The sequence below is a fragment of the Acinetobacter sp. YH12021 genome, from assembly GCF_013420145.1.
GTDB lineage: Bacteria > Pseudomonadota > Gammaproteobacteria > Pseudomonadales > Moraxellaceae > Acinetobacter > Acinetobacter towneri.
Genome location: NZ_VOYT01000001.1, coordinates 419,321 through 445,448 on the forward strand (window position 1 = coordinate 419,321; position 26,128 = coordinate 445,448).

The window sequence follows — 26,128 nt, forward strand, 5'->3', positions numbered from 1 at the left end:
ACATATTAGGTACTCTAAACATCTCATCTACAGTTACAATGTACGCAAACCTTCATCTTGCAGCATAAATCTCTGTTTAGACAGAAAAGTTTACTTAAAGGAATGATGTTGAAACCTTGGCTGATAAAGCTCAAACAAGCGACCTATAACACCACATTTATGTATAACATCCGCATGCTCATTGCATTTGCGGGAACTGCTTTTGTTCCCTATTTTATGGGGATGCAGCTTGCCACTATTCCTTTAACTTTAGGTGTGCTTGCCGCAGGTTTGAGTGATATTGATGACCGTTTTTCGGTGCGTATTGTCAATCAGCTCTATACTTATATTGGTTTCTTTGTTACCGCCACATCAATTCAGTTTTTATTTCCGCATCCTATTTTATTTGCTACAGGCTTAATCCTGTCGTGTATTGTCTTAATTTTGCTCGGTTCGCTCGGACGACGTTATGCCACCATTTCTTATGGCTGTTTGGTGGTGTCAGTCTATTCCATGCTTGGCGTCAACCTATTTGATGACTGGTACATGCAGCCGCTGCTTTTGGTTTCGGGCGCAATTTGGTACGGCTTAATTTCGACCATCAGCTTTTTACTGTTCCCTGTTCGTGCCTTACAAGACAAACTTTCACTCAGTTATTCTTCTTTGGGTGATTTTTTATTTGCCAAATCAAATCTATTTGATGTGGATATGACTGCACCGAGTTATCAACAAAGTATCATTGATTTATCACTTGAAAATGGCAAATTAATTGCGATTTTTAACGACTTAAAAACCGCTTTACTGACCCGTTTAAAAGGCGACCGTGGGCAAAAAGATACCCGACGCAGCTTACAATATTATTTTGTCGCACAAGACATTCACGAACGTGCCGACTCTGCACATATTGATTATCAAAAACTGGCGAAAATATTTCAGCACAGCGATATTTTATTTCGCTTCCAGCGTATTTTGTCGATTCAAGGCAAAGCCTGTAAAGATTTAAGCGAAAGCATTTTGCATCGTAAACCTTATGTGCATAACAAGCGTTTTAAACATGCTTTTGAAAATCTTAAACAGTCTTTAGAAAAACTGCGCAGTGAACAGCAATATGACCAAGTCTGGATTAATGCACTGTTTGCCTTATACCAAAACCTGAAATCAATTGATGCTCAACTGCGTAACCTTGAAACCGAACGTAATATTAAACTGGATAAATCCAAACATATTGAACAGCAACTGAAAGATGATGACTTAAAAAGTTGGGATGATATTGTCATTCGGATTAAGCAGCATTTAACCCCCGAATCGGTTTTGTTCCGCCACGCCATTCGTTTGTCGATTGTGCTGTTGATTGGCTATATTTTTGTGCAAGTCACCAACATTCAATATGGCTACTGGATTTTACTGACCGCCCTGTTTGTGATGCAGCCTAACTTTAACACCACCAAACGGCGTTTACGTTTGCGTATTATTGGGACGTTAGCAGGGATTGTAGTCGGCTACACCATTTTATATTTTGTACCGTCCGTTGAAGGGCAATTACTGGTTTTAGTGATTAGTGGCATGTTGTTCTTTGAATTGCGCAGTAAACAATATGCACAAGCCACTGCCTTTATGACCATTTTGGCGCTGATGAACTTTAACCTAGAAGGTTTGGGCTATGCCGCAGCCGTACCTCGTATGGTCGATACCTTAATTGGTTGTGCGCTAGCATGGTTTGGCGTGAGTTTTATCTTCCCCGACTGGAAATTCCGCCGTTTATCACGCACGATTCGCCGCTCACTCACCGCGCAATGTGGCTATTTAGCAGAAGTGATTGAACAATATAAAAATGGACGCAATAACGGCTTGAATTACCGTGTGGTACGCCGTGCTGCTCACAATACCGATGCAGAAGTTGCTTCACTGATTTCAACACTCGCCACCGAACCTGATTTTGACCCCAATCAAAAAGCTCAAGCCTTTGAGTTCTTGTGTCTAAATCACACCTTTATTAGCTATATTGCTGCACTTGGTGCACATCGTGACAAAATTGATGATCAGGAAGTCTTGCAACTGCTCGATCAAGCGATGGACGATATTCAAGGTGCTTTACTGAAAGATGAAACGCCAGATTTAAGCGCACAAAACATGCTGCAAACCATTCGTCAGCGTTTAAGCCAAAACAAAGAAGAAGATCAAAAATCATTGATTATTTTGCAGCAATTATCTTTGATGATGAGTATCTTGCAGCAATTAAGTCGCTTAAAACAAAGTTTAAGCCACGAACATGATCAAGATGCAACGGAACTGGCGTCTTTATAAACAATCCTGCAAACGGTCAGTGCCTACTTATTCGCCCTAAGCTGCACAAGTATTCACCGACCTTAGCATGATTTTGCGACAATATACTCACTGCATGACAGCAATTAATGCTAAACTTTTTATAGTTTTAAATTTGTTAGTTTCACTATGACCGCGAAAAGTTTATACGCCTATACCCTACAGCCTGTGATCTACGAAGTTTCTGAAGAAGAACAACGTCACGCACAACTGGTAATTTGGCGCAGTACCAATAAAATTGGCATGAAAGCATGGATTATTATGGGTGTGATTGTTGCCCTTTCCATTTTAGGCATTCTGCTATTAAAAAATTATTCGACAATTTTCTGCTGGGTTGCCATTGTCTGTGTGGTGCTCTACCTGCTCGTGCGTAAATACGGCTTGGAATGGTACGTTAAGCGAAAAATGAATGAATTTCCTGTTCAAGAAATTAAAGGGATTCGTTTAGGCGTACAGCCGCACGGTATCGTGATGCGTCAGCAAATGGGCGCTCAAGAAGGCGTGGGTGCAATTGGCTGGAAAGATGTGTATGAATGGTACAATACCCCTGAGTTTATCTTGATGAACTTCAAAGTAAAAGGTCAGCAAGGTGCTTATATTCTGCCTAAGCGCATGGACAGCAAGAACTTTTCGTTCAACACCATTCGCAAGCATTTGACTGAAGCTGCAGGCGAAGCCAAGCAAATCTAAATATCCCGATCTAAAAATAAACCTCTATCCCCTGTGATGGAGGTTTTTTTTGCTTAAAATTAAAACAATGAACGATAATGAGAATAAATAGCATTTGCATTAACTTCATCTCTGCATTATTCTGCATCACAATTCATACTCAACAACCAACGCTTATGCTGAAGAAAGCCTTTTTCCAAATTCACTGGTTCCTTGGTATTACTGCAGGACTGATCTTGTCACTCATGGGCGTGACAGGTGCGATTTATTCCTACGAACAAGAAATTCTAAAATGGATGAATCCGAACAGTTATCAGGTACAAGTTGAGCAGAAAGCCAAACTAAGCCCTGCAGAAATCTATACACATTTTCAGCAAGTACAACCCGATTATAAAATCAATAGCATTAGCATTGCCAAAGACCCTGCGGCCTCCTCAAGCATTAATATTGCCAAAGAAGGTTCAAAACGCGGGCAAAATATTCTCATCAATCCCTATTCGGCAGAAGAACTTCCAAAAGTTAAAGGACGCGAATTTTTTCAGTTTATTCAGCAATTACACCGCAATTTAACCGTTGGGCCAGTCGGTAAACAAATCACAGGCGCATGTACGCTTATTCTGATTTTCTTTGTGTTAAGTGGCATTTATTTACGCTGGCCAAAACGTCATTCATTCAAACAATGGTTCGCAATTAAACCCCAACTTAAAGGGCGCAATTTTATTTGGGACTTACATGCTGTTGTAGGCACATGGGTCATCATTTTTTATCTGATTTTAGCCTGTACTGGACTGTTTTGGTCTTATGATTGGTGGCGTGGTGGCATGTACAAAGTTCTAGGGGTGGAACGACCACAGCCTCAGCAACAAGCTCAACCTCGTGCGAATGCCTCGGATCCAACTCAGCTTAATGCAGCATCGAGTACTCCTTCTATAGAGCAGAAATCATCAGAAAATAAAAAACCGAAAAATAATATAGATGCTGCTCAAATCCAACTTGCCTTAAATCAAGCGTGGCATCACTTCCCGCAACAATTAGGACGTGATTATTCAAGCATTACCTTCAATGTGCCCAAACAAGCCAATACGGAAATTGACATCACTTTTGTCGATGCCATTCCACAGCATGAACGTGCACGCAACACGGCTACCTTTAATTATCAAAATACCGAGATCACTGCATTACAGCTCTATGCAGACAAGAAACTCAATGAAAAAATCATGAGCAGCATGTTGCCTGTGCATCGCGGTAGTTTCTTTGGGCCTGTTTATCAATTTTTAGCCATGCTTTCTGCATTGATGATGCCGCTGTTTTTCGTCACAGGTTGGATGCTGTATTTAAAACGTCGTAAACAAAAGCGTTTGACTCTTGCTGCACGTCAAAACCAGACTCAATTTCAGATCGACCCAAATGCTGCACACTGGCTCATTGTCTATGCCAGCCAAACAGGTACTGCCGAACAATTGGCATGGCGCACCGCTACTAGTCTGCAAGAAGCACATCAGCCTGTCACAGTCAAAGCTCTGCAACATCTCAGCCTTGAAGACCTTAAAAACACCACCCAACTGTTATGTATTGCCAGCACCTATGGCACAGGTGATGCACCCGATTTGACCTCAAGTTTTGTGAAAAAAATCCTACCGCAAACCTGTGACCTGAGTCATTTGCGTTATGCAGTACTGGCTTTAGGTTCACGTGATTATGCAGATCATTACTGCCGTTTTGGACATACGATTGCTGCATGGCTGCAACGTAATCAAGCACATGCCTTGTTCAATACCATTGAAGTAAATAATGCCAATCCTGCAGACATACAGCGTTGGAATCAGGCTTTGGTACAGGTCACACAACTTGACTTACCAAGTATGCATATCGAAAAAACTTTTGATACATGGACCTTACAGCAACGTGACTTGCTAAATCCCAACAGTTTAGGCGCACCCGCCTTCAATATTGCACTGTTAGCACAACATGATGTGCATTGGTCTGCAGGTGATATTGCAGAAATTCAGCCTGAAAACAGCACTGCACGGATTCACGCCTTTTTAAAACAGCATCAACTCGATGCCAATACAATTCTTGCTGATGGTCAGCAAACCTTAGTACAGGCTTTGGCAGATAAAGACCTCACCGCGCCAATTCAGACATTTAAAACTGCGGATGAATTATTGGCACAACTTTCACCCTTGCCTAGTCGTGAATATTCAATTGCCAGTATTCCTTCACAACAGGTTTTAAGACTTGTGGTGCGTCAAAAATTCGATGCTCAAGGCGAGCTTGGCTTAGCTTCAGGTTGGTTAACTGCACATGCTGCACTTGGGCAAAATATCGCATTACGCATTCGCAATAATCCATCTTTCCATTTAATTGATGATGACCGCCCAATTATTTGTATTGGCAACGGTACAGGGCTTGCAGGATTAATGAGCTTATTGCATGCACGTACCCGCCTGAATTACACCCAAAACTGGTTGTTTTTTGGTGAACGTCAGCAAGCGCACGATTACTTTTATCAGCACACCATCGAGGCTTGGCAAAGCACAGGTATGCTACAACGCCTTGATTTGGCCTTTTCCCGTGATCAAGCAGAAAAAGTCTATGTACACCATAAGTTACGCGAACAGGCTGAAGAATTAAAACGCTGGATTGAACAAAATGCCGTGATTTATGTCTGCGGTAGCATTCAAGGCATGGCCAGTGATGTCGACCAAGCCTTAAAAGATATTTTGGGTGAGACTCAACTGGAACAATTACGTCAGCAAGGACGTTATCGCCGAGATGTGTATTAGGATTTGTTGACACTTTTTAAATGGCTTGCGCTGTAGCTCTATAGCTAAAACTTGGCAATTCACCCAAGTTTTATCCATAGCCTCAGCCGAAACATAATTCAGTTGAGGCAAAATTTTTCAGCAGCTTCGGCTATACTGTTTGTACAGCATCACAGTGCAATAAAATTATGCAAGGCATGCAAGCAAGTCACGTACAAACACAACCTAATCTATTCAAAAGAGTATTCAGTAGCCTAATTGGGCTAATTTTAGTATTGGATGGTGCCTATCTCATCAGCTTAAAGAAAATTCATTTCGGCACCATTTTACCTGTTTTAATAGGCACGATGCTGCTGTGTTATGCCATTTTCTATACTTGGATTCAAAGCTACTTAAAACAACATACACGCTTAGATTGGCTGTGGAAATTCGGTTGGGGCGTATTTTGGCTGTGGTGCATCAGCCTGCTGATCTTTTTTACTTATATTCATTTCAGTACACAGCAGCAAAATACTGTAACCAACAATGCTAAAGTGGTGATTGTACTCGGCAGTGGCATTGAAAATGGACAACCATCGCCCACGCTCGCCAAACGACTGGATACTGCAGCCGCGTATGCCTTAGCGCATCCTCAAAGTTATTTCATTGTTAGTGGTGGCCCTGCATTTGCGGAACAACTCACTGAAGCACAGGTGATGTCTAATTATTTGCAACAACGTTATGCAATTGCAGCATCACACATTATCTTGGAAACCCAAAGCACCAGTACGGCACTTAATTTGAAAAACAGTCAGCCCTTGCTGCATACATTAGGCACAGATAAAACCCAACCGATTATAATTGTCACCAGCGACTTTCACACACCACGTGCAGCAGCCATTGCCAAACGACAAGGATACACACAGTTCAGCATGCTCAGTGCAACGACACCACTCTATACCCGCTATAACGCATGGTTACGCGAGTATTTTGCTTATATCAGTGGTTGGCTGCTGAATGAGTATTAAAAATAAAATCTAGCAAGCAGATCGCTTAATTCAAACGTATCGAGCGTGGTAAAGGAATTTGCATATCTTTAAAAAATTCAGGTTTTTGCATATACACCTGATACAAATAATTTTTTAGATCAAGCAATAACTTTTCAGGGGCAACCAATACATTCTGCCCTTCTGGGCTTAGATTCATCGAAATATTGGTGGCTTCCTGACGTAAAAATGGAATCACTTTTTCAATAAAATCTTTCAGTGAAATTTCTTCAACTTGATAATTGGCCCAATTGTCTTTAATTAACAGTTTTGCCAGACTTTTATTTTGCCACATTGCAAAAGCACGTTGCCCTGTAGGCGTGGCACAGAGCGCCCAGCCATCTTCATACAATGCAAAAACATGCCCCTGAGACACAATGGTTTCAATAAATTGCTTGTAAATATCTTGTGCATTATAAGTTTGCGTTGCTTGCTTAGATGCAGCTTTACGTTGATAAGGATTTCGCATAAGTCACGGATATTAGTATTATTATTAAATAAAAATTCTAGGCGAATTTAGTGCAATACGCAAGAAATATAAGATAAAGGAGGATGAAAGGATATGGTGGGCGCTGACGGGATCGAACCGCCGACATTCTGCTTGTAAGGCAGACGCTCTACCAACTGAGCTAAGCGCCCTGAATATTAAAAAATAACATCGTTATTTTTTATGATGCAAGACAAGCGAAGCACGTCGTCTTGAACTTTGAAATACATTTTTCACATCAGGGAATGAAAAATGGCGCAGCGGACGGGGCTCGAACCCGCGACCCCCGGCGTGACAGGCCGGTATTCTAACCAACTGAACTACCGCTGCAACGGTAATTGCGTTAAGCAATTAAGGTCTTTTTTGTATATATGACAAGCATAGATACTAAAATATGGTGGGCGCTGACGGGATCGAACCGCCGACATTCTGCTTGTAAGGCAGACGCTCTACCAACTGAGCTAAGCGCCCTGATAAGATCAAAACAATATTTTGTTCTGATTTTGCAAAACTGTCAAACTTTGCATCATTTCAGTTTAAGTCTATCAGGCAACCTAAACTTTTCTTTTGAATGGCGCAGCGGACGGGGCTCGAACCCGCGACCCCCGGCGTGACAGGCCGGTATTCTAACCAACTGAACTACCGCTGCATCGCAAAAGAATCTGGTGGGCGCTGACGGGATCGAACCGCCGACATTCTGCTTGTAAGGCAGACGCTCTACCAACTGAGCTAAGCGCCCTCAAAAGCAATTTTATGTAAATGGCGCAGCGGACGGGGCTCGAACCCGCGACCCCCGGCGTGACAGGCCGGTATTCTAACCAACTGAACTACCGCTGCACTTACACAAAGTCACTATTGTGGTACAAACAATGGTTAAAGAATCTTAAGTGGCGCAGCGGACGGGGCTCGAACCCGCGACCCCCGGCGTGACAGGCCGGTATTCTAACCAACTGAACTACCGCTGCACGTAAGAATCTATAACGTAAAGGCTTGGTGGGCGCTGACGGGATCGAACCGCCGACATTCTGCTTGTAAGGCAGACGCTCTACCAACTGAGCTAAGCGCCCTTAACGTCTTTATCGTTTGTGAGGTGCATTATAGAGAATCTTTACCGCCTGTCAAACGCTTTTCGGCTTGTTTTCAGTTTTTTGTGACTGAGTGATTAAAAAATAGGTGATCCGCTATAAAAACAAACAAATTCTGCAAGTTATTTTAGTTTTCAAGCAAAATTAATGTGCTTTTCAACTTGTTAGCTCTGCAATCTATCTGCTCAATATGTTGGTTTTTTATGTTGTGATAGATACAACTTTATTCAATTGACTCGCACCATCAACCAAGCAAACCTAAGCTATTTAAATCTAGCTTGTGTTCAGAAATATAAACCAAGGCTTTTTCTGGAATCAGTTCATACAATTCTAAAATATCGTGGTTACGCATCCGAATACAGCCATGCGATGCAGGAATTCCCATCGGCTCTGTATCTGGTGTGCCATGTATATAAATATAACGCTGAAAAGTATCGCAGCCGATGCCTTGATTAAAACCTTCTTGCAAACCACTGAGCCATAAAATGCGGCTTAAAATCCAGTCTCGTTCAGGAAATTGTTCAGCTAAATCTAAATTGTAAATTTCCCCTGTCGGTTGACGTGCAATGAACACTGCATTTTCAGGTTCATTTTCACCAAACTTTAAAGCGACTTCATGCCAGCCACGTGGTGTTTTACCACTATTTTCAGTTTCACCAATGCCATTCACACCACTCGAGATGACGTAGAGTTTCTGATGCTTCGGCAAATATAAAGTTTGCTCGGCTAAATCAATCAAAATATCTGCTTGTGTGTATAAAAAAGACATTGCGCTACCCTATTCTTCTTCTTGCGTGGGCGGCTGTGGCTCAGGACGTAACCACAACCAAATACACACCACCAACATGGTGGTATTGGTAAAAATTTTGACCGCAACGGGCGCAGTTGTAAACAGCATGATCACGGCACTAATACTCATCATGATCGTTGCAAACCATTTGGCTTTAAGCGGTACAGTACCATTGGCACGCCAATCTCTGAGTGTACTGCCATATTTAGGATGATTCAGTAACCAGTTGTCCATTTGCGGCCAACCGCGTGACGATGCCCAAGCTGCTAAAATCAAGAAAACAGTAGTAGGCATACCCGGCAACAATGCACCAATAAAGCCGAGGATGACAAAGATCACCACTAAACTTCGCCATAACAAGCTTTGCATACCACTGTCCTAAACTACGAATTGCGGTAGTATAAAGCGTTTTTTAATTTTCCGTTGTAATTCTGCATTTTTCAGCATGGATTCATAATGATTGAGTTGTATCAACCCGAACTTCTGCCCGAAGTATGGCTGACCTACAAAACCCCACTCATCCGTCAGTTGGCTTTTAGTGTGGCAAGTCCGAATATTTTATGTGCTGTGCCTGAGCAATTGCCCATTCAACATGCTTTTGAATTCCATTCAGATACTTTTTGGCAGCAGCATTATCACGCTTATCAATCACGTTTAGCCTATTTAGATTCACATCCCGAAGCGGTGTACGATTTTTTAAATCAACTGAAAAGTACCCGTTTAGGCTTACGCTTTGAAATGTTGATGTGGTTTTGGCTGCGTGATCGTGATTATCATCCCTTCGAATTATTGGGACACAGTATTCAAATTATTGATGGCGCTAAAACTGTGGGTGAACTGGATTTTTTACTGCACAACCATGACACACAGCAGGTTGAACATTGGGAAGTCGCATTAAAATACTATTTAGCCGAAGCGGATTGCTCTTTGGCACACTGGTATGGTTTAAACCGCTCCGATACTTTGGCGCGTAAACTGAATCATTTTAGTCAAAAGCAATTTCAATTTAAGCAAGCCTTGGATGTGCCGATTCAACGCCGTTTTGCTGTACTCAAAGGACAATTGTATTTCGCCATACATCACTTGGCACAATCATCTACAACACTTACGCCACACTGGGTTAATCGCGCTCGTCGTTTAGGTCTTTGGGGGAGTGATATTCCTGCCCAAGCAGAACGGTTTTATCGCCTACAACGTCATGAATGGATTTGTCAAAATGCTCAAGCCAGTAGCCTACCGAATCAATGGTGGGGCGATGGTTTGTATTATCAAGAGGCACATTCACAATTTTATATGTATCGCGCTGCACCGCTGATTAGCTATCCCCCTTTAACACGCTGAATAACTGTTTCAACATTTTATTACGTAAGCACCATAAAAGTTGCCTATTTATTATTCTGTTTATTTCCTAAGCTAAAAAACACATCAAAATAATCTATCTAGAGCATATTGGAGATGATCATGAAAAAAATTCTAGTGACTTCACTGCTATTAACCTTTGTTTTAACGGGTTGTAATACAATTAAAGGCGTGGGCGAAGACGTATCTTCTGCAGGTCATGCGGTGAGTAACACTGCTGAAAAAACCCAACAAGAAATTCGCAAATAATTCTGAGTATTTCACGAATATCTTCACAAAAACCACAAAAAACCTTGTTCTCGGACAAGGTTTTTTTCACGCTAAAATTTCACTTTTGTTGCATTATTCCCCTATTATTAGCACTTACTCTTGATAAACGTCTGAAACTCTCATGACCTCTTCTGCTACTCTGGATTTAAGCCTTCAGCTTTTACGCCAACCGTCTGTCACTCCTGTCGATCACAACTGTCAAAACCTCATGGCAGAACGCTTAGAAAAAATTGGATTTAAGATTGAATCTATGCGTTTTGACGATGTAGATAACCTCTGGGCGCGTAAAGGTACGGAAGCACCAGTCTTTTGCTTTGCAGGTCATACAGATGTTGTACCGACAGGCAATTTAGACGCATGGAATACCGATCCATTTGTACCTGAAATTCGTGATGGCAAACTTTATGGTCGTGGCAGTGCCGACATGAAAACAGCATTGGCAGCCATGGTCGTTGCCTCTGAACGCTTTGTCGCCAAACATCCTGACCACAAAGGCTCAATTGCCTTTTTAATCACCTCAGATGAAGAAGGCCCATCCATTAACGGCACCGTAAAAGTTGTAGAAACGTTGGAAGCACGTCATGAAAAAATGACTTGGTGTTTGGTGGGTGAACCTTCAAGTACCCATAAATTAGGCGATATTATTAAAAATGGGCGTCGCGGTTCGCTTAATGGTGTCTTAACGGTAAAGGGTAAACAAGGTCATGTGGCTTATCCACACTTGGCAATTAACCCGATTCATACCGCGTCTAAAGCGATTTCGGAACTTTGTGAAACGGTGTGGGATCATGGCAATGAATACTTCCCTGCCACCTCATTTCAAATTTCAAATATTCAAGCAGGAACAGGCGCGACCAATGTTGTCCCTGGCAATATGACGGTGACCTTTAACTTCCGTTATTCGACTGAAGTGACTGCAGATGAGCTAAAAGCACGTGTCTTGGAAATTTTAGATCGCCATCAAGTGGATTATGAAATCGAGTGGACGCTTTCAGGTTTGCCATTTTTAACCCCTGTAGGTGAATTGGTTAATGCTGCACGTCAAGCCATTCGCAATGTCACAGGTGTTGAAACAGAATTATCGACCAGTGGCGGTACATCTGATGGTCGCTTTATTGCGCCAACAGGTGCGCAAGTGTTGGAATTAGGCGTACTCAATGCCACCATTCACCAAATTAACGAGCATGTTGATGTGGCTGATTTAGAGCCATTGGCAGAAATTTATGAACAGATTTTGGAAGGGTTATTGACTTAAACCCTATAAGATTAGTTGCATGAAGCAGAAAAGGAACTCCATTTTGAGTTCCTTTTCTATTTTACAACGGAGAAAAATTGCGTTTAAGCCGTCAAGTTTTCTTGAATGTATTGTAAATTTGGTACATGAAAGACCTGCTCACCCATACGGACATATTGGAATACCGCAGGATCAGTCGTGGTTTGTTGGTCATCATCCACTACTTCAGAAATACGCAAGCGCAGTGTTTTAGGCATTTCATTGCACATCAAAGCAAAACGCTGCTCCATTTCATCACCTTCAATGACCAGTGCCACGCCCATTTTTTTCTCTGGGTCATTGACTGCATAAACAGGCAATTGCGATTCGTGCCATTCCACAGTTTTAACTTGAGTGGCGTTATCCAGCGCTGACAACACAATATTTTGAGGTATCAGCATCGGTTGTTTACCATGACATTCAACAATATAAGCATCAATAAAACCAGTAGATACGGTAATTAAATGTTGCAGCTCTTGCTGACTGATTTGCCCGAGTAAATTTGGACTATTCGTCTGACTCATCGTTTACCCCTGACTGACTGCTAATAATTGTTCAATATTGGCAAGCAATTCTGCCTCTTGGAACGGTTTCCCCATGTAATGCGTCACACCTAAGCTAAACGCTCGTTCGCGGTGTTTTTCACCTGTACGTGACGTAATCATGATGATCGGCAGATTGCTATGCATGTCGTGGTGGCGCACAAGGTTAGTCACCTCAAAACCATCCATACGTGGCATTTCAATATCCAGTAACATCAAGTCAGGTTTGACGTTTTCAAGCTGCTCCATGGCATCGACACCATCTTTAGCAGTCACGATATCATAACCTTGACGCTCAAGCAGACGTGAAGTTACTTTACGTACGGTGACTGAGTCATCCACGATCATAATTAAGCGGCGCGTATCACGACGTTGGCTATCACGTTGATCGCTGGCTTGTTTGGTACGTTGCGTTGCAAGAATTTGACGGGCAATGTTCTGACCATCCAAAATCAAACAAACTTGACCATCACCCAAAATGGTTGCGCCTGCAATTGCACCAATACTTGAGAACTGTTGTCCAATTGGTTTCACAACAATTTGACCACGTGAACCAATCAATTGATCGACTAGCAAGGCAATGGTTTGACCTGTACTGCCTTTAATTAACAAGACAGGTAGTGAATGACCCACATGGCTTAAACGCGGTAATGGCTGATTGCCAACGAACTCAGATAAGTAACGCAACTTGTAGTTCTGGTTATCAATTTGGAAGAAATCTTCATTGCTATTGAAGTAAGATTCCAAGGTAGTTGGTGCAATACGTACAATACGGTCAATTTGCGCCAACGGTACAGCAAATTGTTGATCGCCAACTTTAACCATTAAGGCATCGGATACAGCAACTGTCGTTGGTACACGAATACTAAAGGTTGTGCCTTGACCTAAAGTTGAATCTACAGAAACGTGACCACCAAGTGCCTTAATTTCACTTTGCACCACATCTAAACCAACACCACGACCTGAAATTTGTGTAACTGATTGCGCTGTTGTAAAGCCTGGGTGGAAAATGTATTGCAGAATTTCATTTTTATCTAAATTCTGATCGGCTTTGATTAAACCTAAGCTCAATGCTTTTTCTTTAATCTTGGCATCATCAATACCCTTACCATCATCCACAAAAGTCACCATAACATCTGTGCCTTGGCGAGTAATGTTCAGTTCAATTTTACCAACTTCAGGTTTATTGGCTGCAGCACGTTGTGCAGGGTCTTCAATACCATGGTCGACCGCATTACGCAGCATGTGTTCAAACGGTGTCACCAAACGCTCTAGAATGGTACGGTCTAATTCACCTTCAGTGTTATAAACCACCAATTCTGTTGGACGGTTTAAGGTCGATGAAGTCTGACGCACAATACGTTGTAAACGTGGCAATAAACGTGAGAATGGTACAAGGCGTGTGCGCATCAAGCTTTCTTGAATTTCGGCCTGAATACGTGATTGTTGTAATAACAAACCTTCAGCATCACGAATTTTTTCAGCCAAGGTGCTCTTAAAGTCCACCAAGTCCGATGCAGATTCCGCCAGAGATTTAGACAACTGATTCAACGATGAATATTGATCCATCTCTAATGGGTCAAAGTCTGCATAACGTGAGTTTTCAGAACCGTGCTTGGCAATAATTTGCGATTCCAGCTCGCCTTCCATTCGACGTAACTGATCGGCAAGACGTTTAATCGCCAATTCCATCTCATTCAACGTACCGCCCAGTTGCCCAAGCTCCATTTCAATACGTGAACGGTTAATCGAGTTCTCGCCTGACAAGTCAATCATCTTCTCGACTAAATCGGCAGAGATACGAATCATCTCATTGCTATTATCCAGCTGTGTGGTTTCGCCCCACTCACCCGACATTGCAGGTGGCTCTGTACCATCACCCTGAACAAACTCATAACTACGGCTTGGCGATAACAAGTCGGTATGCGTTAAACGCTCGGGCAATTGCGCAGATACATCTACAAACTGCATCGCCGACAAGCTAGATTTTAAGCTGTCATAATTGCTGTAATCTGCTTTGAAGATTGCATCACGCAACCACGCCAACGTGGTTTGCAATAAAGCATCATAAACATTTGAGTTAAATTGATGCACAGCAAACTGTTCAAAGGCACTTTCAAGTTGATAGGCGATTTGCGCAACAGACTCAATTTCAGCCATACGTGCACCGCCTTTTAAGCTGTGCGCCGCACGTTGTAATTGAAGCAAGATACTTCGGTCACTACGCTGCTCAAACCATTGTTTCAAGCGCTGATCTGCAGCATCCAAAATTTCTTCCGCTTCTTCTCTGAAAGTCTCAACCACAATTGAATGTAATTGCTCATCTTCAGATTCAGCACTTGCTTCAAGACTTGCAGTTTCTGTGATCGGTTCAAATGCCGCAGCAGCGGTGTCTTCAAGATGTGCATCATCAGCAATAACTGCGTCATCTTCAGCTAAATCTGCAGTTGTATCTTGCAACGCTTTTACCGCCAACTCAGGCTGTGCATCAACCTCTTCTACTGCCTCAATAGTCTGTTTAGGCTGCGCTGCGGTTGTCGCACTTGCAACTGACACATCTGCATCGCCTTGTGCCAAGCTAACAATGTTGCCTAAAATTGCAATCGACTCTGGCGCAGCATAGTCCACACGCTCATCACGAATGGTCTGAATACGGTCTGCAATATCATCTTGCACCAAACGAATAATTTGAATTAACGCAGGTGAAACAACAATTTGGTTGTTAATGATACGCTCGTAAATCGACTCAAGGTTGTGTGCAATTAAACCAATATGCGTCGCAGAAATCATATTTGCACCACCTTTTAAAGTGTGCAAATAACGCATTAAGTTATTTAACGCCGAAGTATCGCTGGCGTCTTTTGACCAAGTATTGACATCTTCATCCATACCCACCAAAAGCTCTTCTGCTTCTTCCAAGAAGATATCCAGCAAGTCAGGATCGAAGTCTTTGTTGGCATCATCAGCATGCATGTTTTGTTGATCTGATGCAATACGTTGTGACAATTGCGCCAAATTCACTGTGCCCGAATTTTCGCCAGTAACTGCAGCAGGCACCGCTTCAGGTTCTGCAACAACTGTTGTTTCTACAGCATTGTCGCTCACTGATGTTTCAGCATCTTCAAGTGCAATTGCATCAATGTCTTGCTGCACAAATGCAGTTAAGTCATTTAAGGTTTTCTGAATGTCTTCTGTAACCGTAACACGCTGTCCCGCAGCCAAGGTATCGAATAAATGAATAAACTCTTGGTGCGCCTGTGCAAATAACTCATAACCATATTCAGAGTTAAGCAAGATTGGCTTGGCTAAAACACTGTCGTAAGCGGCTTTAAGTTCTTCAGTAAATTGATGGATACCCACAGACGCACGGTTATCGGTATGCTCTACCAACAATTGCGCTTGTGCGCTGAGTTCTTCTAAATAGCTTGGGAATTGCGCTTGCGCCAATTTATCAAATTCAAATTCGGCATCAAGTAAACGATCAATATTCAGTTCGATTAGCTTCGATACTAAACCTTGAGGATTAGAGTCTTCCGTATCGCTGGTGCTAAAGCCGTAGCTATCCCAAGCTTTATTAAAAGTTGCATAGATAACATCTAAACTATCACAGTGACCTTGACGAAGTACATGCAGATAATCACGGACAAATTCCGCATATTGCACCAACAGCGCAGTTTCTTTAGATGTAGATTCAATTTCATCTTGTACAAACGTTTTAAACAAATTTTCAACTTTAGAACTAGCTTGAAAAACTTGATCAATTTGCGCCATAGACGAACTGCCGCGCAGTGTATGTAAAGCACGGATTAAGCCATTATAGTCTTGTGAGTGAATCTGATCTTGCGCCAAGAACTGATCAATGGTCGCTAAATGCTCTTCAGCTTCTTCTACAAAAATAGCCAGAGTTTCAGCCAATAGACTCGCATCAGCAGCCGCTTCTTGTTCAACTTCTGTATGCAGCATTTCTTCAGCAGTCATTACATCTTCAGATGATTCAACTGCTGCGACAGCTGCTGTTTCAACTGCAGCATCCGCCAATTCTAGCCCTGTCAGTATATCAGTTGCAGTCAGTTGATCCGCTAGAACTAGCAACTCTTCCAGTGCAGGTTCAGGACTTTGGTTTTGCTGTAATTGTTGTCCTAAAAGCACCAATGGGCGTAAATCAAGATCAATTAAACCGACTTGCTTAAAAATTGGATAAAGCTTGTATTGATAAATATTTAAAACAGTTTTTGCGTATTTTTGAATATCAGTATTGAGTGTTACCGCACCCGAAAGCACACGGTTTAAAGTATCTTCAACCGTCCATGCCAACTCGCCCGCAGACTTCGCACCCACCATGCGACCCGAGCCTTTTAAAGTGTGAAAGTGACGACGAATAGTTACTAAAGTTTCTTGATCTGTTGGGTTCGCAAACCAAGTTGTAAATAATGGATTTAATTCTTCGAAGATTTCTTCAATTTCTTCGACAAAAATTTCAAGAATTTCCGCATCTTGCTCAAGATAACTATCTTCAGGAAGCGTCATTGTTTCGACTAAATTTTTTAATATTTCTTTCATAGCTAAGGCTTCTTACGTTTTCAGCACCAAAAGGCACTTCAACTTAATTGTAACCATCCTGAATGCCCCTAACCCAAAAGTTAAGTTCATCTTTGCGATGCTTTATCTCTGAATGATGGTGTACCCATAACAGTGTATAGGTACACCTTTCCTCAAGCTGGAATCCCGCTTATTCAGGTAGTTTAAAGTCAGTTACAGATTCACGTAATGATTCTGCCATGTTGGCCAACTCAGATACCGAACGTGCAGTATCGAAAGTTGCACTGGTCGTTTGCGAGGTAATTTCCTGTACAACGTTCATCGTGGTTGCAATGTGACCTGCAGAAGCAGACTGAAGTTTTGCAGCGTCCGAAATGTTAGAAATCAATTTCGCAAGGTTGGTTGATACCGTTTGAATTTCATCCAGTGCAACACCCGCATCCTTAGATAAGTTCGCACCACGTACAACTTCCGATGTGGTTTGTTCCATCGAAATTACGGCTTCGTTGGTATCAGTTTGAATGGTTTTAACCAGTGTTTCAATCTGTTTAGTTGCAGATGCTGAACGTTCCGCTAGACGCTGTACCTCGTCGGCTACGACTGCGAAACCACGACCTGCTTCACCCGCCATAGACGCCTGAATTGCTGCGTTTAATGCCAAAATGTTAGTTTGGTCGGCAATATCGTTAATCAAGGCAACGATGTTACCAATCTCTTGTGAAGATTCACCCAAACGCTTAATACGCTTAGAGGTTTCTTGAATCTGCTCACGAATGATATCCATACCTTCAATTGAACGGTTTACAACGTCTGCACCATTCGATGCAATATGTACTGAACGTTCTGCTACCGCTGCTGATTCTTCAGCGTTGGCAGATACTTGGTCAATTGACATTGCCATTTCGTTAATTGCGGCAGATGCACCTGCAATTTCTTGCGCCTGATGCTCAGATGCTTCAGCAAGCTGGTTGGTAATGTTCTGTGTGGTTGCCGTATATTGTGCAACTTCGTGCGATGTTTCGTGAATACGCGATACAAGGTCACGTAATTGGTCAATTGCGAAGTTAATCGAGTCGGCAATGGCACCCGTGAAGTCTTCCGATACTGTTGCGTATGAACGTAAGTCACCATCCGCAAGGTCGGCAATCTCATCAAGTAAACGTAAAATCGCGTTCTGGTTACGGTCATATTCATCTTGTAGACGAACCACGCGAGTTTTATCGGCTTCACCACGTAAGTTCAAGAGTTTGAATACACAGAATAAGAACGCAAGTAATGCTGCAATTAAGCCAATTGCAGGAATTGCAATAGACCAACCTGAACCGCTAGACAATTTATTTAAATTGGTTAAAAGCTTATCTGACTGATCAAAAATAGAAGATGATGCCTGACGTACTTTTACAATTTGTGTTGAGTTACTTAAAACCGTTGCAGCAGCAGATTTCAATACATCTTCATATTCTGCTTGAATGCCTTCTAATGAACTACGTAAATCTTCTTGAGTAATACGTTGTACACCAAGTTCCGCACTACCATTTAACTGTGCTGCCAAGTAAGCACCAAACGTTTCGGTATCGGCACTAAAGTCATCTGCAGATTCACGTGAACTGTCTGTACCTGTTAATACAGAACTGATTGAACGTAAAATACGTTCTGCAATGAATACTTGGTTCTTTGCAATAACCACCTGGCTACTTGGCATGTCTTGACGTGCCATTTGGTCAACCATCAAGTTATATTCAGCCTGAATACCCGGAATGGTTTCACCAATTGCAATGTTGGTGTCATAGAGTTGGTTAATGATTTTTTGTTGCGAAGCAATCAAATCAATATTTTCAGAAACCGATTTCCACTGTGTTTCCACTTCACGCAGTGTATCTGTGCTGGCATGAATATCTTTCACTGTTTCTAAGTTTGCAGCAAAGGCTTTTTGTGAATCTGTTAAGTTTTTAATAGATTCAGGCGTACCTGATGCAGTCGCTTCAGTTGCTTGACGTGAAATGGTTTGTGACAACAGACGTAAATCACCCAAACTACGGGTAAAATCGTTATTACGCGGCACGCTATAAAAAAGGTATAACAACAGGAAAAGCGATAAGATGATACAAAAAGCTGCGCCTAAAATAAGTGGCTTAGATTTTTCTGTTTCGCCAAATACACTCGCAAACTCTTCTGTTCGCGCCTGTAATTTTGCAAAAAAACCTGGACCACTTGCTTTACGGACAGTTTCTTCGCCTGAATTTTTCTTTTTAAGTTTAAAGCCCATGCAGCTTCTCCCCGATTGACGCCTTCATTTTTTAGGTGCGCGACAGTTAATTTATAAATTTTATAGATGCGTTCATGTATTTTGGGTTTTGCAATAAACGACTAAATAAGAAAACATGCCATTGTTGGTTATGTTGGTGAAAATACCCCTGACAATATTCTTGTAAATTACTATCTAAATCATTGTGTTTAGAAAAGAAACTTTTCTTATTAAAGTGCTGTATACCCAAAACTTGATCTACAACTAAACCGACATAATGGTCATTATGACTAATACACATTACTTTTTGAGTAGGTGAATATTGGCTGCTTTGCCCAGAAACATAATGTGCCAAATCTGAAACTGAAAGTAATCTTCCGCGAATATTCGCTAAACCTACTACCCAAGGTTGGGTATTTGGCACTGGCGTATATTTCGGTGGATAAATAACCTCAGAAACTTCTCCTAATGGAGCAACGAAATATTGCCCCATCATCTCAAAAGCAATGCCTGACCAGCGGTTTACCTCATTTTCGGTACTAACGTAGTTTTTGTTTCCACGTTTAGATAACCGAAGCAATTCAATAAAACCATTTGCAGCCATAGCTTATCCTGCATTAAGGTGTTGATTAATCGCATCAATTAATTGTTTTTCGTCAACAGGCTTAGTTAAGTAATCGCTTGCACCTTGGCGTTTTCCCCAAACACGATCAGTTGCCTGATCTTTGGTACTCACAATTACAATTGGAATGTGTTTGGTGGTATCACCACGCGAAATTTGACGTGTTGCCTGAAAGCCATTCACGCCTGGCATAACCACATCCATTAATACTAAATCTGGTAATTCAGCTTGCGCCATGGTCACGCCATCTGCACCATTCGCTGCTTCAATGACTTCAAAACCATGCTTGGTCAAGATTTCTCTGAAGCGGAATGTTTCTGTAGGTGAATCATCTACAATAAGAATACGAGCCATTATTTTCCCCAATAAATCTAACTAACTAATAATTATGCTGTCACGTGGTTACGAATGGCGTTTAATAATTCATCTTTACTAAATGGTTTAGTCAGATACTCATCAGAACCTACTACACGTCCTTTGGCTTGGTCAAATAAACCATCTTTACTTGATAGCATAATGACAGGAATGTTTTGGTAGTTTTGCGAGTTTTTAATTAAGGCACACGTTTGGTAACCATCTAGGCGTGGCATCATAATATCTACGAATACGATATCTGGATTTGATTCGGCAATTTTGGATAAAGCTTCAAATCCATCAACTGCGGTAACCACTTCACAACCTTCACGCTGTAGAAGTGTTTCAGCTGTACGGCGAATGGTTTTTGAATCATCAATCACCATGACTTTTAGATTTTGGAATTTATCGTCCATTCAATGACCCTTCCCATTTTTGTTTGTACAAGCAACTGAGTAGAAAAATTTTACACATTGATCGTATTTTTAACATATCTTTACTTGTAGTTTCAATGAACATATTTAGTGTAAAGCTACACTTTTACACCATTATCACCAAACCGCTCACACTTTCGTGTGACCATTGATATTTTTTTATCGGTTGTATTTTTTTAATTCCTAATTTTGATCTAATATAACACTATTATTACGTGTAATTTAAGTAATTTAGTCAACTTTATTGTGGGGGACAACGTGAGCACTTTTTTTGCAAAATCACTCGCTGTAAAATTAAAACAAAATAAGCAGTCACTCAAATTGGGCATGCTTGCGTTACTGCTATTGCCCTCTGCCCCACTCATGGCTGACAGCCAGAACAAAGCGGTGTGGTATCGCTATTATGATCAACATGGTGTTGCAAATATTAGTAGTAATGTGACACCTAATCATATTCGTCATGGCTATGAAGCATTAGACCGTAATATGCAAGTGATTCAGCGTGCACGTCCATACAACACCGAAACGGATATTAAAAAAGCCCCACAACGTGCTGCTCAAGCGTATCAAATGGAATCTGATCAGCGTTTAAAAAAAGCCTATACCAATAGTCAAACCGCAATCACTAAACGTAATAACGCTTTAGCGCATATTAAAAAGCAAATTATTTTCCAACAAGAACAACTCAAACAGCTGCAAAATGACCGTATTACTTTTAAACGTCAAGAAATGGAGTATTTACGCAAGGTCAAACCTGTGCCTGCACAACTAAAAACCAATTTGGACAATAACTTAAAAAACATCGAGCTTAAAAAAGATATGATTCAATCTTTACAAACAAGCTATCGAAATACACAAGCAGAATACGACAGAATTATTACTCGCTTAAAAGCACTTGAATAGTTGATTTGAATTACCTTGTCATTTTGGCAATCAATAAGGACAAATATGCATGCACATTGCACAGCGTATCGCAGTTAGGTTTAATCGGCAGCATTTACCCATTTTTCGTATTGGTGCAATCGGCTTATGTATTTTGCTGAGTGCCTGCCAAAAAACAGAAACTGAAAATAAAACAACAGTATCAGAAAAAATTGAACTCATTCAGCAAGATTTAGTGACACCACAACAAGGCAGCGCAATCAGTAAAACTGCCTTTACAGGCACAGTGCGTGCAGTCAATCAAAGTAGTATTCAAGCACAGGTGACTGCCACAGCAACTTCAGTCTATGTCAAAGTGGGCGATAGCGTACAACGTGGTCAAACCTTGCTACGCTTAAATAATCAGGATAATGCTGCGCGTTTAGCACAAGCTCGCGCCAATTTAGCTGCAACGCAAGCGCAAGCCAACCAAGCCCGCAACATGATGCAACGAAAAAAACGTTTGCTCGATCAGGGTTTTATTTCACAAGTGGAATATGAGCAAAGTCAGTTAGATTATCGTGCTCAAATGGAAAATGTACGCGCCCAACAAGCCAATGTCGATATTGCACTAAAAGCCGATCAAGATGGCACGATTACCAGTCCAATTCATGGTGTCATTACCCAACGTCAAGTTGAGCCTGGGCAAACTGTGGCTGCAGGACAAACCTTATTTGAAGTCGTCGATCCGAACCAATTAGAAATTCAAGCGAAATTACCAAGCGACTTACAAGCCGCACTCAAAATTGGTCAAAAAATTGAATATCAACTCCAAGGACAAGCAAACACATTTAATGCACAAATTAGCCGTGTTTCTCCTGTTGCGGATTTAGCCAGTCGTCAAATTGAATTTTTTGCGACCCCGCTTGAGCGTCTTCCCTCTTTAAGTATTGGGGCATTTGTGGATGGTTATATTTTAGCGAACACGACAATTTCAGGGCAAATCATCCCACTCAATACCATTCACGATATCCAAAACAAACCTTATGTTTGGGTGATTCGAGATCAAAAAATTGCCCGCGTGGATATCACAGTTTTAGAACAGCGCTATAGTGACAATACTGCTGTGATTCAAGGCTTACAGAGCAGTGATCTAGTCAGTCGAGTGGTGTTCAACCCCGATCAAATTCAGCAGCAGGTGATCATTCAAAATAACCCTCAATAAATTGAATTTCATCTCAATGCAGTAGTGCAGATGTCCAATAAATAAAAAATCAGGATCGTTGTTATGTGGTTTACCCGAGTTAGCGTCAAGTATCCCGTTTTTACCATCATGATGATGTTTTGTCTAATGGTGCTTGGCTTGGCTTCATGGCAACGTATGGGCGTGGAAGAATTTCCTGACGTCGATTTTCCGTTTGTAGTGGTTTATACCAGTTATCCGGGTGCATCACCTGAAACAGTTGAATCTGAAATCACCAAGAAAATGGAAGATCAGATCAACACCATTTCTGGACTCAAACAACTGGTTTCACAATCCAGTGAAGGGCTATCTACTATTATTGCAGAGTTTAATTTAGATGTTCCTTCGGCAGTGGCGGCACAAGATGTACGCGATAAAATTTCGTCTGTCAGTGCAGGCTTTCGAGATGAAATTCAAGACCCTGTGGTGGAGCGCTACGACCCAACTGCCAATGCAGTCATGTCGATTGTGTTTGAATCCTCACAAATGTCTTTGCGTGATTTAAGTTCCTATTTAGATCAACAAGTTGTACCGCAACTGCGCACTGTGTCTGGTGTCGGAACTGTTAATTTATTGGGTGATGCACAGCGACAAATTCGGATTGAGGTAGATCCACAAAAGTTAATGAGTTTTGGCTTAGGTGTGGATCAGGTTATCAACACCCTCAAAGCTGAAAATATTGAAGTGCCAGGCGGTACACTCAAACAAGCCAATAGTGAATTGGTAGTCGAAATCCAATCCAAAGTCATTCATCCTCTGGCTTTTGGCGATTTAATTATTGCCAATAAAAATGGTGCGCCAATCTTTTTAAAACAAGTTGCCACAATTCAAGACAGTCAGGCAGAGCTGGAAACCAGTGCATTTTTAAATGGGCAAACTGCGGTTGCTGTCGATATCTTGCGTAGTTCAGACTCTAATGTTATTGAAGTGGTTGATAACACCTACAAAACCTTAGAACGTATTCAGACCCAACTACCTGTAGGCATGACTGCAAAGGTCGTGGTGGATTCTTCTAAAGGGATTCGTGGCAGTATCCGTGATGTAGCGCGCACCATTATTGAGGGTGCGATTCTGGCAGTCCTGATTGTACTGTTGTTTCTTGGTTCATTCCGTTCTACCGCCATTACAGGATTGACCCTGCCAATCGCCCTACTCGGCACACTCACCTTTATTTGGGCATTTGGCTTTACCATCAACATGATGACCTTACTGGCGCTCTCGCTCAGTATTGGCTTATTGATTGATGATGCAATTGTGGTACGTGAAAATATCGTGCGTCATGCAGATATGGGTAAAGACCATGTCACGGCTGCTTTGGATGGTACTAAAGAAATTGGCTTAGCAGTTTTAGCAACCACCTTAACCATTGTGGCGGTATTTTTACCTGTGGCATTTATGGGCGGCATTATCGGACGCTTTTTCTATCAATTTGGTGTCACCGTCAGTACTGCCGTACTGATTTCCATGTTTGTCAGTTTTACGCTGGATCCAATGCTTTCTGCACACTGGGCAGAAAAAGCAAATCCGAATAAAAAACCTGGACGGGTAAAACGCTTCTTAAACTGGATTTCTAACAAACTCGACAATTTAAGCCATCATTATGAAAAACTTTTAAAATTAGCACTACGATTTCGCGTTATTACCTTATTGATTGCAGTGGGCTCATTATTTGCAGCACTCGGATTATCCAAACTGATTGGTACGGAGTTTGTACCTGTACCCGACAAAGGTGAGATTCGGATTAAATTTGAAACACCTGTGGATGCCTCACTTGAATATTCACAAGCAAAATTAAAACAAGTAGATCAAATCATCCGTCAACACCCTGAAGTTCGCGCGACTTACGGAGCCATTAACAGCGTGACAGATCACGGGAAAAATCATGTTAACTTGCGTGTAACTGTCAGCCCGCGTAATGAACGTCAACAAACGCTGACCGAACTCAATAACGAATTTCGCCAGCGTCTACAAAGTATTGCAGGCATCACCATTACCTCTGTCGCATCTGCCGATGAAACGGTTTCTGGTGGGCAAAAACCTGTGATGGTGTCTATTAAAGGCCCTGATTTAGCAGAATTACAAAAAATCTCTGACCGCTTTATGACCGAAATTGCTCAGGTGAATGGTATTGTCGATTTAGAAAGCTCGCTAAAAGCTCCTAAACCTACATTAGGTGTTCATATTAACCGTGTCCTTGCCAGCGATTTAGGGCTATCGGTAAATCAAATTGCCAATATTATCCGCCCACTGATTGCGGGGGATGATGTCACCACTTGGCAAGATGAACGTGGCGAAACCTACGATGTCAATGTTCGCCTTACAGAAAACCATCGTAGCTTGCCGAGCGATGTGCAAAATATGTATTTAACTTCACAAAAAACCGATGCCAATGGACAAAATATTTTAGTGCCTCTAGCAAGTGTGGCGAAGTTTGAAGAAAGTTTAGGTGCAGCGCAAATCAACCGCCGTGATTTGGCCCGTGAAGTTTTGGTCGAAGCTAACACTGCTGGACGTCCTTCAGGGGACATTGGTGCCGACATTCAAAAAATTCAGGATAACTTTAAATTACCCGCAGGTTATAGCTTCGACACTCAAGGCGCCAATGCTGACATGGCTGAATCTGCAGGTTATGCACTGACTGCAATTACCCTGTCTATTGTGTTTATTTATATTGTTTTAGGTTCGCAATTCAACAGTTTCATTCACCCCGCAGCAATTATGGCTTCCCTACCTTTATCGTTGATTGGAGTATTCTTGGCACTGTTTATTTTTAACTCGACCATGAACCTGTTTTCTATTATCGGTATTATTATGCTGATGGGATTGGTCACCAAAAATGCGATTTTACTAATTGATTTTATTAAAAAAGCCATGGATCAGGGCGATTCACGTTATGATGCAATTATAGCTGCAGGGAAAACCCGTTTACGCCCTATTTTAATGACCACCAGTGCAATGGTGATGGGGATGGTGCCACTCGCACTTGGCTTGGGTGAAGGCGGCGAACAAAGTGCGCCTATGGCACATGCAGTCATTGGCGGTGTAATTACATCTACCCTACTCACCTTGGTGGTCGTACCTGTCATTTTCACTTATTTAGACGATTTTAAGAATTTTATGTTACGCCAAACACGTAAACTCATTTCTTAAAATCTCACGTAAAATCACACAATCGCTCGGGCTAAATTTTAACACAAGTTTAGCCCGATTTTTATTGTATAATCTGGCTTTGAAAAAAATCCATTTAACGCTTCATTTTTTAGG

General features: G+C 41.7%; 19 protein-coding genes and 8 tRNA genes. 10 read left to right on the top strand and 17 right to left on the bottom strand.

Going from position 1 to position 26,128, the window contains the following annotated elements:
- The first annotated feature begins 108 nt into the window (after positions 1-108).
- The 4 genes from yccS to FTT91_RS01930 all read left to right on the top strand — a co-directional run bounded on the left by yccS (position 109) and on the right by FTT91_RS01930 (position 6,742).
- Positions 109-2,283 carry a YccS family putative transporter gene (gene yccS / locus FTT91_RS01915; protein WP_180005964.1) on the top strand — a complete coding sequence of 725 codons (2,175 nt, stop codon included), beginning with the start codon at positions 109-111 and terminating at the stop codon, positions 2,281-2,283.
- Between the two features lie 147 nt (positions 2,284-2,430).
- Positions 2,431-2,991: a YcxB family protein gene (locus tag FTT91_RS01920; protein WP_004977388.1), complete on the top strand. Its 561-nt coding sequence runs from the start codon at positions 2,431-2,433 to the stop codon at positions 2,989-2,991.
- A 155-nt stretch (positions 2,992-3,146) separates the two neighbouring features.
- On the top strand, positions 3,147-5,756 hold the full coding sequence (locus FTT91_RS01925; protein ID WP_180168908.1) for a sulfite reductase flavoprotein subunit alpha: 2,610 nt from the start codon (positions 3,147-3,149) through the stop codon (positions 5,754-5,756).
- Between the two features lie 167 nt (positions 5,757-5,923).
- Entirely contained in the window at positions 5,924-6,742 is an 819-nt protein-coding gene (locus FTT91_RS01930) for a YdcF family protein (protein ID WP_180168867.1), read from the top strand.
- A 25-nt stretch (positions 6,743-6,767) separates the two neighbouring features.
- On the opposite strand, the gene FTT91_RS01935 is transcribed toward FTT91_RS01930, so the two are convergent.
- The 11 genes from FTT91_RS01935 to FTT91_RS01985 form a co-directional block, all read right to left on the bottom strand.
- Positions 6,768-7,229 (bottom strand): DUF2750 domain-containing protein, encoded by a 462-nt coding sequence (locus tag FTT91_RS01935; protein ID WP_004977378.1) that lies wholly within the window; start codon positions 7,227-7,229, stop codon positions 6,768-6,770.
- Between the two features lie 94 nt (positions 7,230-7,323).
- Positions 7,324-7,399, bottom strand: a tRNA-Val gene (locus FTT91_RS01940).
- Between the two features lie 101 nt (positions 7,400-7,500).
- A tRNA-Asp gene (locus tag FTT91_RS01945) sits at positions 7,501-7,577 on the bottom strand.
- Between the two features lie 65 nt (positions 7,578-7,642).
- A tRNA-Val gene (locus FTT91_RS01950) sits at positions 7,643-7,718 on the bottom strand.
- 101 nt (positions 7,719-7,819) lie between these two features.
- Positions 7,820-7,896, bottom strand: a tRNA-Asp gene (locus tag FTT91_RS01955).
- Between the two features lie 14 nt (positions 7,897-7,910).
- Positions 7,911-7,986: transfer RNA gene (locus FTT91_RS01960), tRNA-Val, on the bottom strand.
- A 21-nt stretch (positions 7,987-8,007) separates the two neighbouring features.
- Positions 8,008-8,084: transfer RNA gene (locus FTT91_RS01965), tRNA-Asp, on the bottom strand.
- 51 nt (positions 8,085-8,135) lie between these two features.
- Positions 8,136-8,212 (bottom strand) — tRNA-Asp (locus FTT91_RS01970).
- 26 nt (positions 8,213-8,238) lie between these two features.
- Positions 8,239-8,314, bottom strand: a tRNA-Val gene (locus FTT91_RS01975).
- A 262-nt stretch (positions 8,315-8,576) separates the two neighbouring features.
- Positions 8,577-9,101, bottom strand: a complete 525-nt coding sequence (gene elsL / locus FTT91_RS01980) for a cell wall-recycling L,D-carboxypeptidase ElsL (RefSeq protein ID WP_004968267.1) — start codon at positions 9,099-9,101, stop codon at positions 8,577-8,579.
- Positions 9,102-9,110: 9 nt separating this feature from the next.
- Entirely contained in the window at positions 9,111-9,491 is a 381-nt protein-coding gene (locus FTT91_RS01985; protein ID WP_180168868.1) for a YbaN family protein, read from the bottom strand.
- An 87-nt stretch (positions 9,492-9,578) separates the two neighbouring features.
- Here FTT91_RS01985 and FTT91_RS01990 point away from each other — a divergent pair, with 87 nt between their 5' ends.
- From FTT91_RS01990 to dapE, 3 genes are all read left to right on the top strand, one after another.
- A complete protein-coding gene (locus FTT91_RS01990) occupies positions 9,579-10,463 on the top strand; it encodes a DUF1853 family protein (protein ID WP_178318184.1) in 885 nt (294 codons plus the stop codon).
- Between the two features lie 120 nt (positions 10,464-10,583).
- A complete protein-coding gene (locus FTT91_RS01995) occupies positions 10,584-10,730 on the top strand; it encodes an entericidin A/B family lipoprotein (protein WP_004968261.1) in 147 nt (48 codons plus the stop codon).
- Between the two features lie 142 nt (positions 10,731-10,872).
- Positions 10,873-12,006, top strand: coding sequence for a succinyl-diaminopimelate desuccinylase (gene dapE / locus FTT91_RS02000; RefSeq protein ID WP_179988577.1), 1,134 nt, complete (start codon positions 10,873-10,875; stop codon positions 12,004-12,006).
- Between the two features lie 83 nt (positions 12,007-12,089).
- Here the strand turns inward: dapE and FTT91_RS02005 are convergent, their stop codons facing one another.
- The 6 genes from FTT91_RS02005 to pilG all read right to left on the bottom strand — a co-directional run bounded on the left by FTT91_RS02005 (position 12,090) and on the right by pilG (position 20,742).
- Positions 12,090-12,548 carry a hypothetical protein gene (locus FTT91_RS02005; protein WP_167846162.1) on the bottom strand — a complete coding sequence of 153 codons (459 nt, stop codon included), beginning with the start codon at positions 12,546-12,548 and terminating at the stop codon, positions 12,090-12,092.
- A gap of 3 nt (positions 12,549-12,551) precedes the next feature.
- Positions 12,552-17,126, bottom strand: coding sequence for an Hpt domain-containing protein (locus FTT91_RS02010; RefSeq protein ID WP_180168869.1), 4,575 nt, complete (start codon positions 17,124-17,126; stop codon positions 12,552-12,554).
- A gap of 169 nt (positions 17,127-17,295) precedes the next feature.
- Positions 17,296-19,371 carry a methyl-accepting chemotaxis protein gene (locus FTT91_RS02015; protein ID WP_180168870.1) on the bottom strand — a complete coding sequence of 692 codons (2,076 nt, stop codon included), beginning with the start codon at positions 19,369-19,371 and terminating at the stop codon, positions 17,296-17,298.
- Positions 19,372-19,417: 46 nt separating this feature from the next.
- The gene (locus tag FTT91_RS02020) at positions 19,418-19,954 is read right to left on the bottom strand and encodes a chemotaxis protein CheW (RefSeq protein WP_004975527.1); all 537 of its coding nucleotides are present in this window, start codon (positions 19,952-19,954) and stop codon (positions 19,418-19,420) included.
- 3 nt (positions 19,955-19,957) lie between these two features.
- A complete protein-coding gene (locus tag FTT91_RS02025) occupies positions 19,958-20,326 on the bottom strand; it encodes a PleD family two-component system response regulator (protein WP_180168871.1) in 369 nt (122 codons plus the stop codon).
- Positions 20,327-20,358: 32 nt separating this feature from the next.
- Complete coding sequence (gene pilG / locus FTT91_RS02030; RefSeq protein ID WP_004975524.1) at positions 20,359-20,742, bottom strand: twitching motility response regulator PilG; 384 nt, start codon at positions 20,740-20,742, stop codon at positions 20,359-20,361.
- Between the two features lie 276 nt (positions 20,743-21,018).
- Here pilG and FTT91_RS02035 point away from each other — a divergent pair, with 276 nt between their 5' ends.
- The 3 genes from FTT91_RS02035 to FTT91_RS02045 all read left to right on the top strand — a co-directional run bounded on the left by FTT91_RS02035 (position 21,019) and on the right by FTT91_RS02045 (position 26,014).
- Positions 21,019-21,663 carry a hypothetical protein gene (locus tag FTT91_RS02035; RefSeq protein ID WP_004975522.1) on the top strand — a complete coding sequence of 215 codons (645 nt, stop codon included), beginning with the start codon at positions 21,019-21,021 and terminating at the stop codon, positions 21,661-21,663.
- 49 nt (positions 21,664-21,712) lie between these two features.
- Positions 21,713-22,846, top strand: coding sequence for an efflux RND transporter periplasmic adaptor subunit (locus FTT91_RS02040; RefSeq protein WP_004975519.1), 1,134 nt, complete (start codon positions 21,713-21,715; stop codon positions 22,844-22,846).
- A gap of 63 nt (positions 22,847-22,909) precedes the next feature.
- On the top strand, positions 22,910-26,014 hold the full coding sequence (locus tag FTT91_RS02045) for an efflux RND transporter permease subunit (RefSeq protein WP_180168872.1): 3,105 nt from the start codon (positions 22,910-22,912) through the stop codon (positions 26,012-26,014).
- Positions 26,015-26,128: the final 114 nt, after the last annotated feature.

Bases quoted from the DNA above. Each gene is read 5' to 3' on its own strand.
- FTT91_RS01920 (WP_004977388.1), top strand. From the start codon at position 2,431: ATGACCGCGAAAAGTTTATACGCCTATACCCTACAGCCTGTGATCTAC.
- FTT91_RS01925 (WP_180168908.1), top strand. From the start codon at position 3,147: ATGCTGAAGAAAGCCTTTTTCCAAATTCACTGGTTCCTTGGTATTACT.
- FTT91_RS01930 (WP_180168867.1), top strand. From the start codon at position 5,924: ATGCAAGGCATGCAAGCAAGTCACGTACAAACACAACCTAATCTATTC.
- FTT91_RS01935 (WP_004977378.1), bottom strand. From the start codon at position 7,229: ATGCGAAATCCTTATCAACGTAAAGCTGCATCTAAGCAAGCAACGCAA.
- elsL (WP_004968267.1), bottom strand. From the start codon at position 9,101: ATGTCTTTTTTATACACACAAGCAGATATTTTGATTGATTTAGCCGAG.
- FTT91_RS01985 (WP_180168868.1), bottom strand. From the start codon at position 9,491: ATGCAAAGCTTGTTATGGCGAAGTTTAGTGGTGATCTTTGTCATCCTC.
- FTT91_RS01990 (WP_178318184.1), top strand. From the start codon at position 9,579: ATGATTGAGTTGTATCAACCCGAACTTCTGCCCGAAGTATGGCTGACC.
- FTT91_RS01995 (WP_004968261.1), top strand. From the start codon at position 10,584: ATGAAAAAAATTCTAGTGACTTCACTGCTATTAACCTTTGTTTTAACG.
- dapE (WP_179988577.1), top strand. From the start codon at position 10,873: ATGACCTCTTCTGCTACTCTGGATTTAAGCCTTCAGCTTTTACGCCAA.
- FTT91_RS02005 (WP_167846162.1), bottom strand. From the start codon at position 12,548: ATGAGTCAGACGAATAGTCCAAATTTACTCGGGCAAATCAGTCAGCAA.
- FTT91_RS02010 (WP_180168869.1), bottom strand. From the start codon at position 17,126: ATGAAAGAAATATTAAAAAATTTAGTCGAAACAATGACGCTTCCTGAA.
- FTT91_RS02015 (WP_180168870.1), bottom strand. From the start codon at position 19,371: ATGGGCTTTAAACTTAAAAAGAAAAATTCAGGCGAAGAAACTGTCCGT.
- FTT91_RS02020 (WP_004975527.1), bottom strand. From the start codon at position 19,954: ATGGCTGCAAATGGTTTTATTGAATTGCTTCGGTTATCTAAACGTGGA.
- FTT91_RS02025 (WP_180168871.1), bottom strand. From the start codon at position 20,326: ATGGCTCGTATTCTTATTGTAGATGATTCACCTACAGAAACATTCCGC.
- pilG (WP_004975524.1), bottom strand. From the start codon at position 20,742: ATGGACGATAAATTCCAAAATCTAAAAGTCATGGTGATTGATGATTCA.
- FTT91_RS02040 (WP_004975519.1), top strand. From the start codon at position 21,713: ATGCACATTGCACAGCGTATCGCAGTTAGGTTTAATCGGCAGCATTTA.
- FTT91_RS02045 (WP_180168872.1), top strand. From the start codon at position 22,910: ATGTGGTTTACCCGAGTTAGCGTCAAGTATCCCGTTTTTACCATCATG.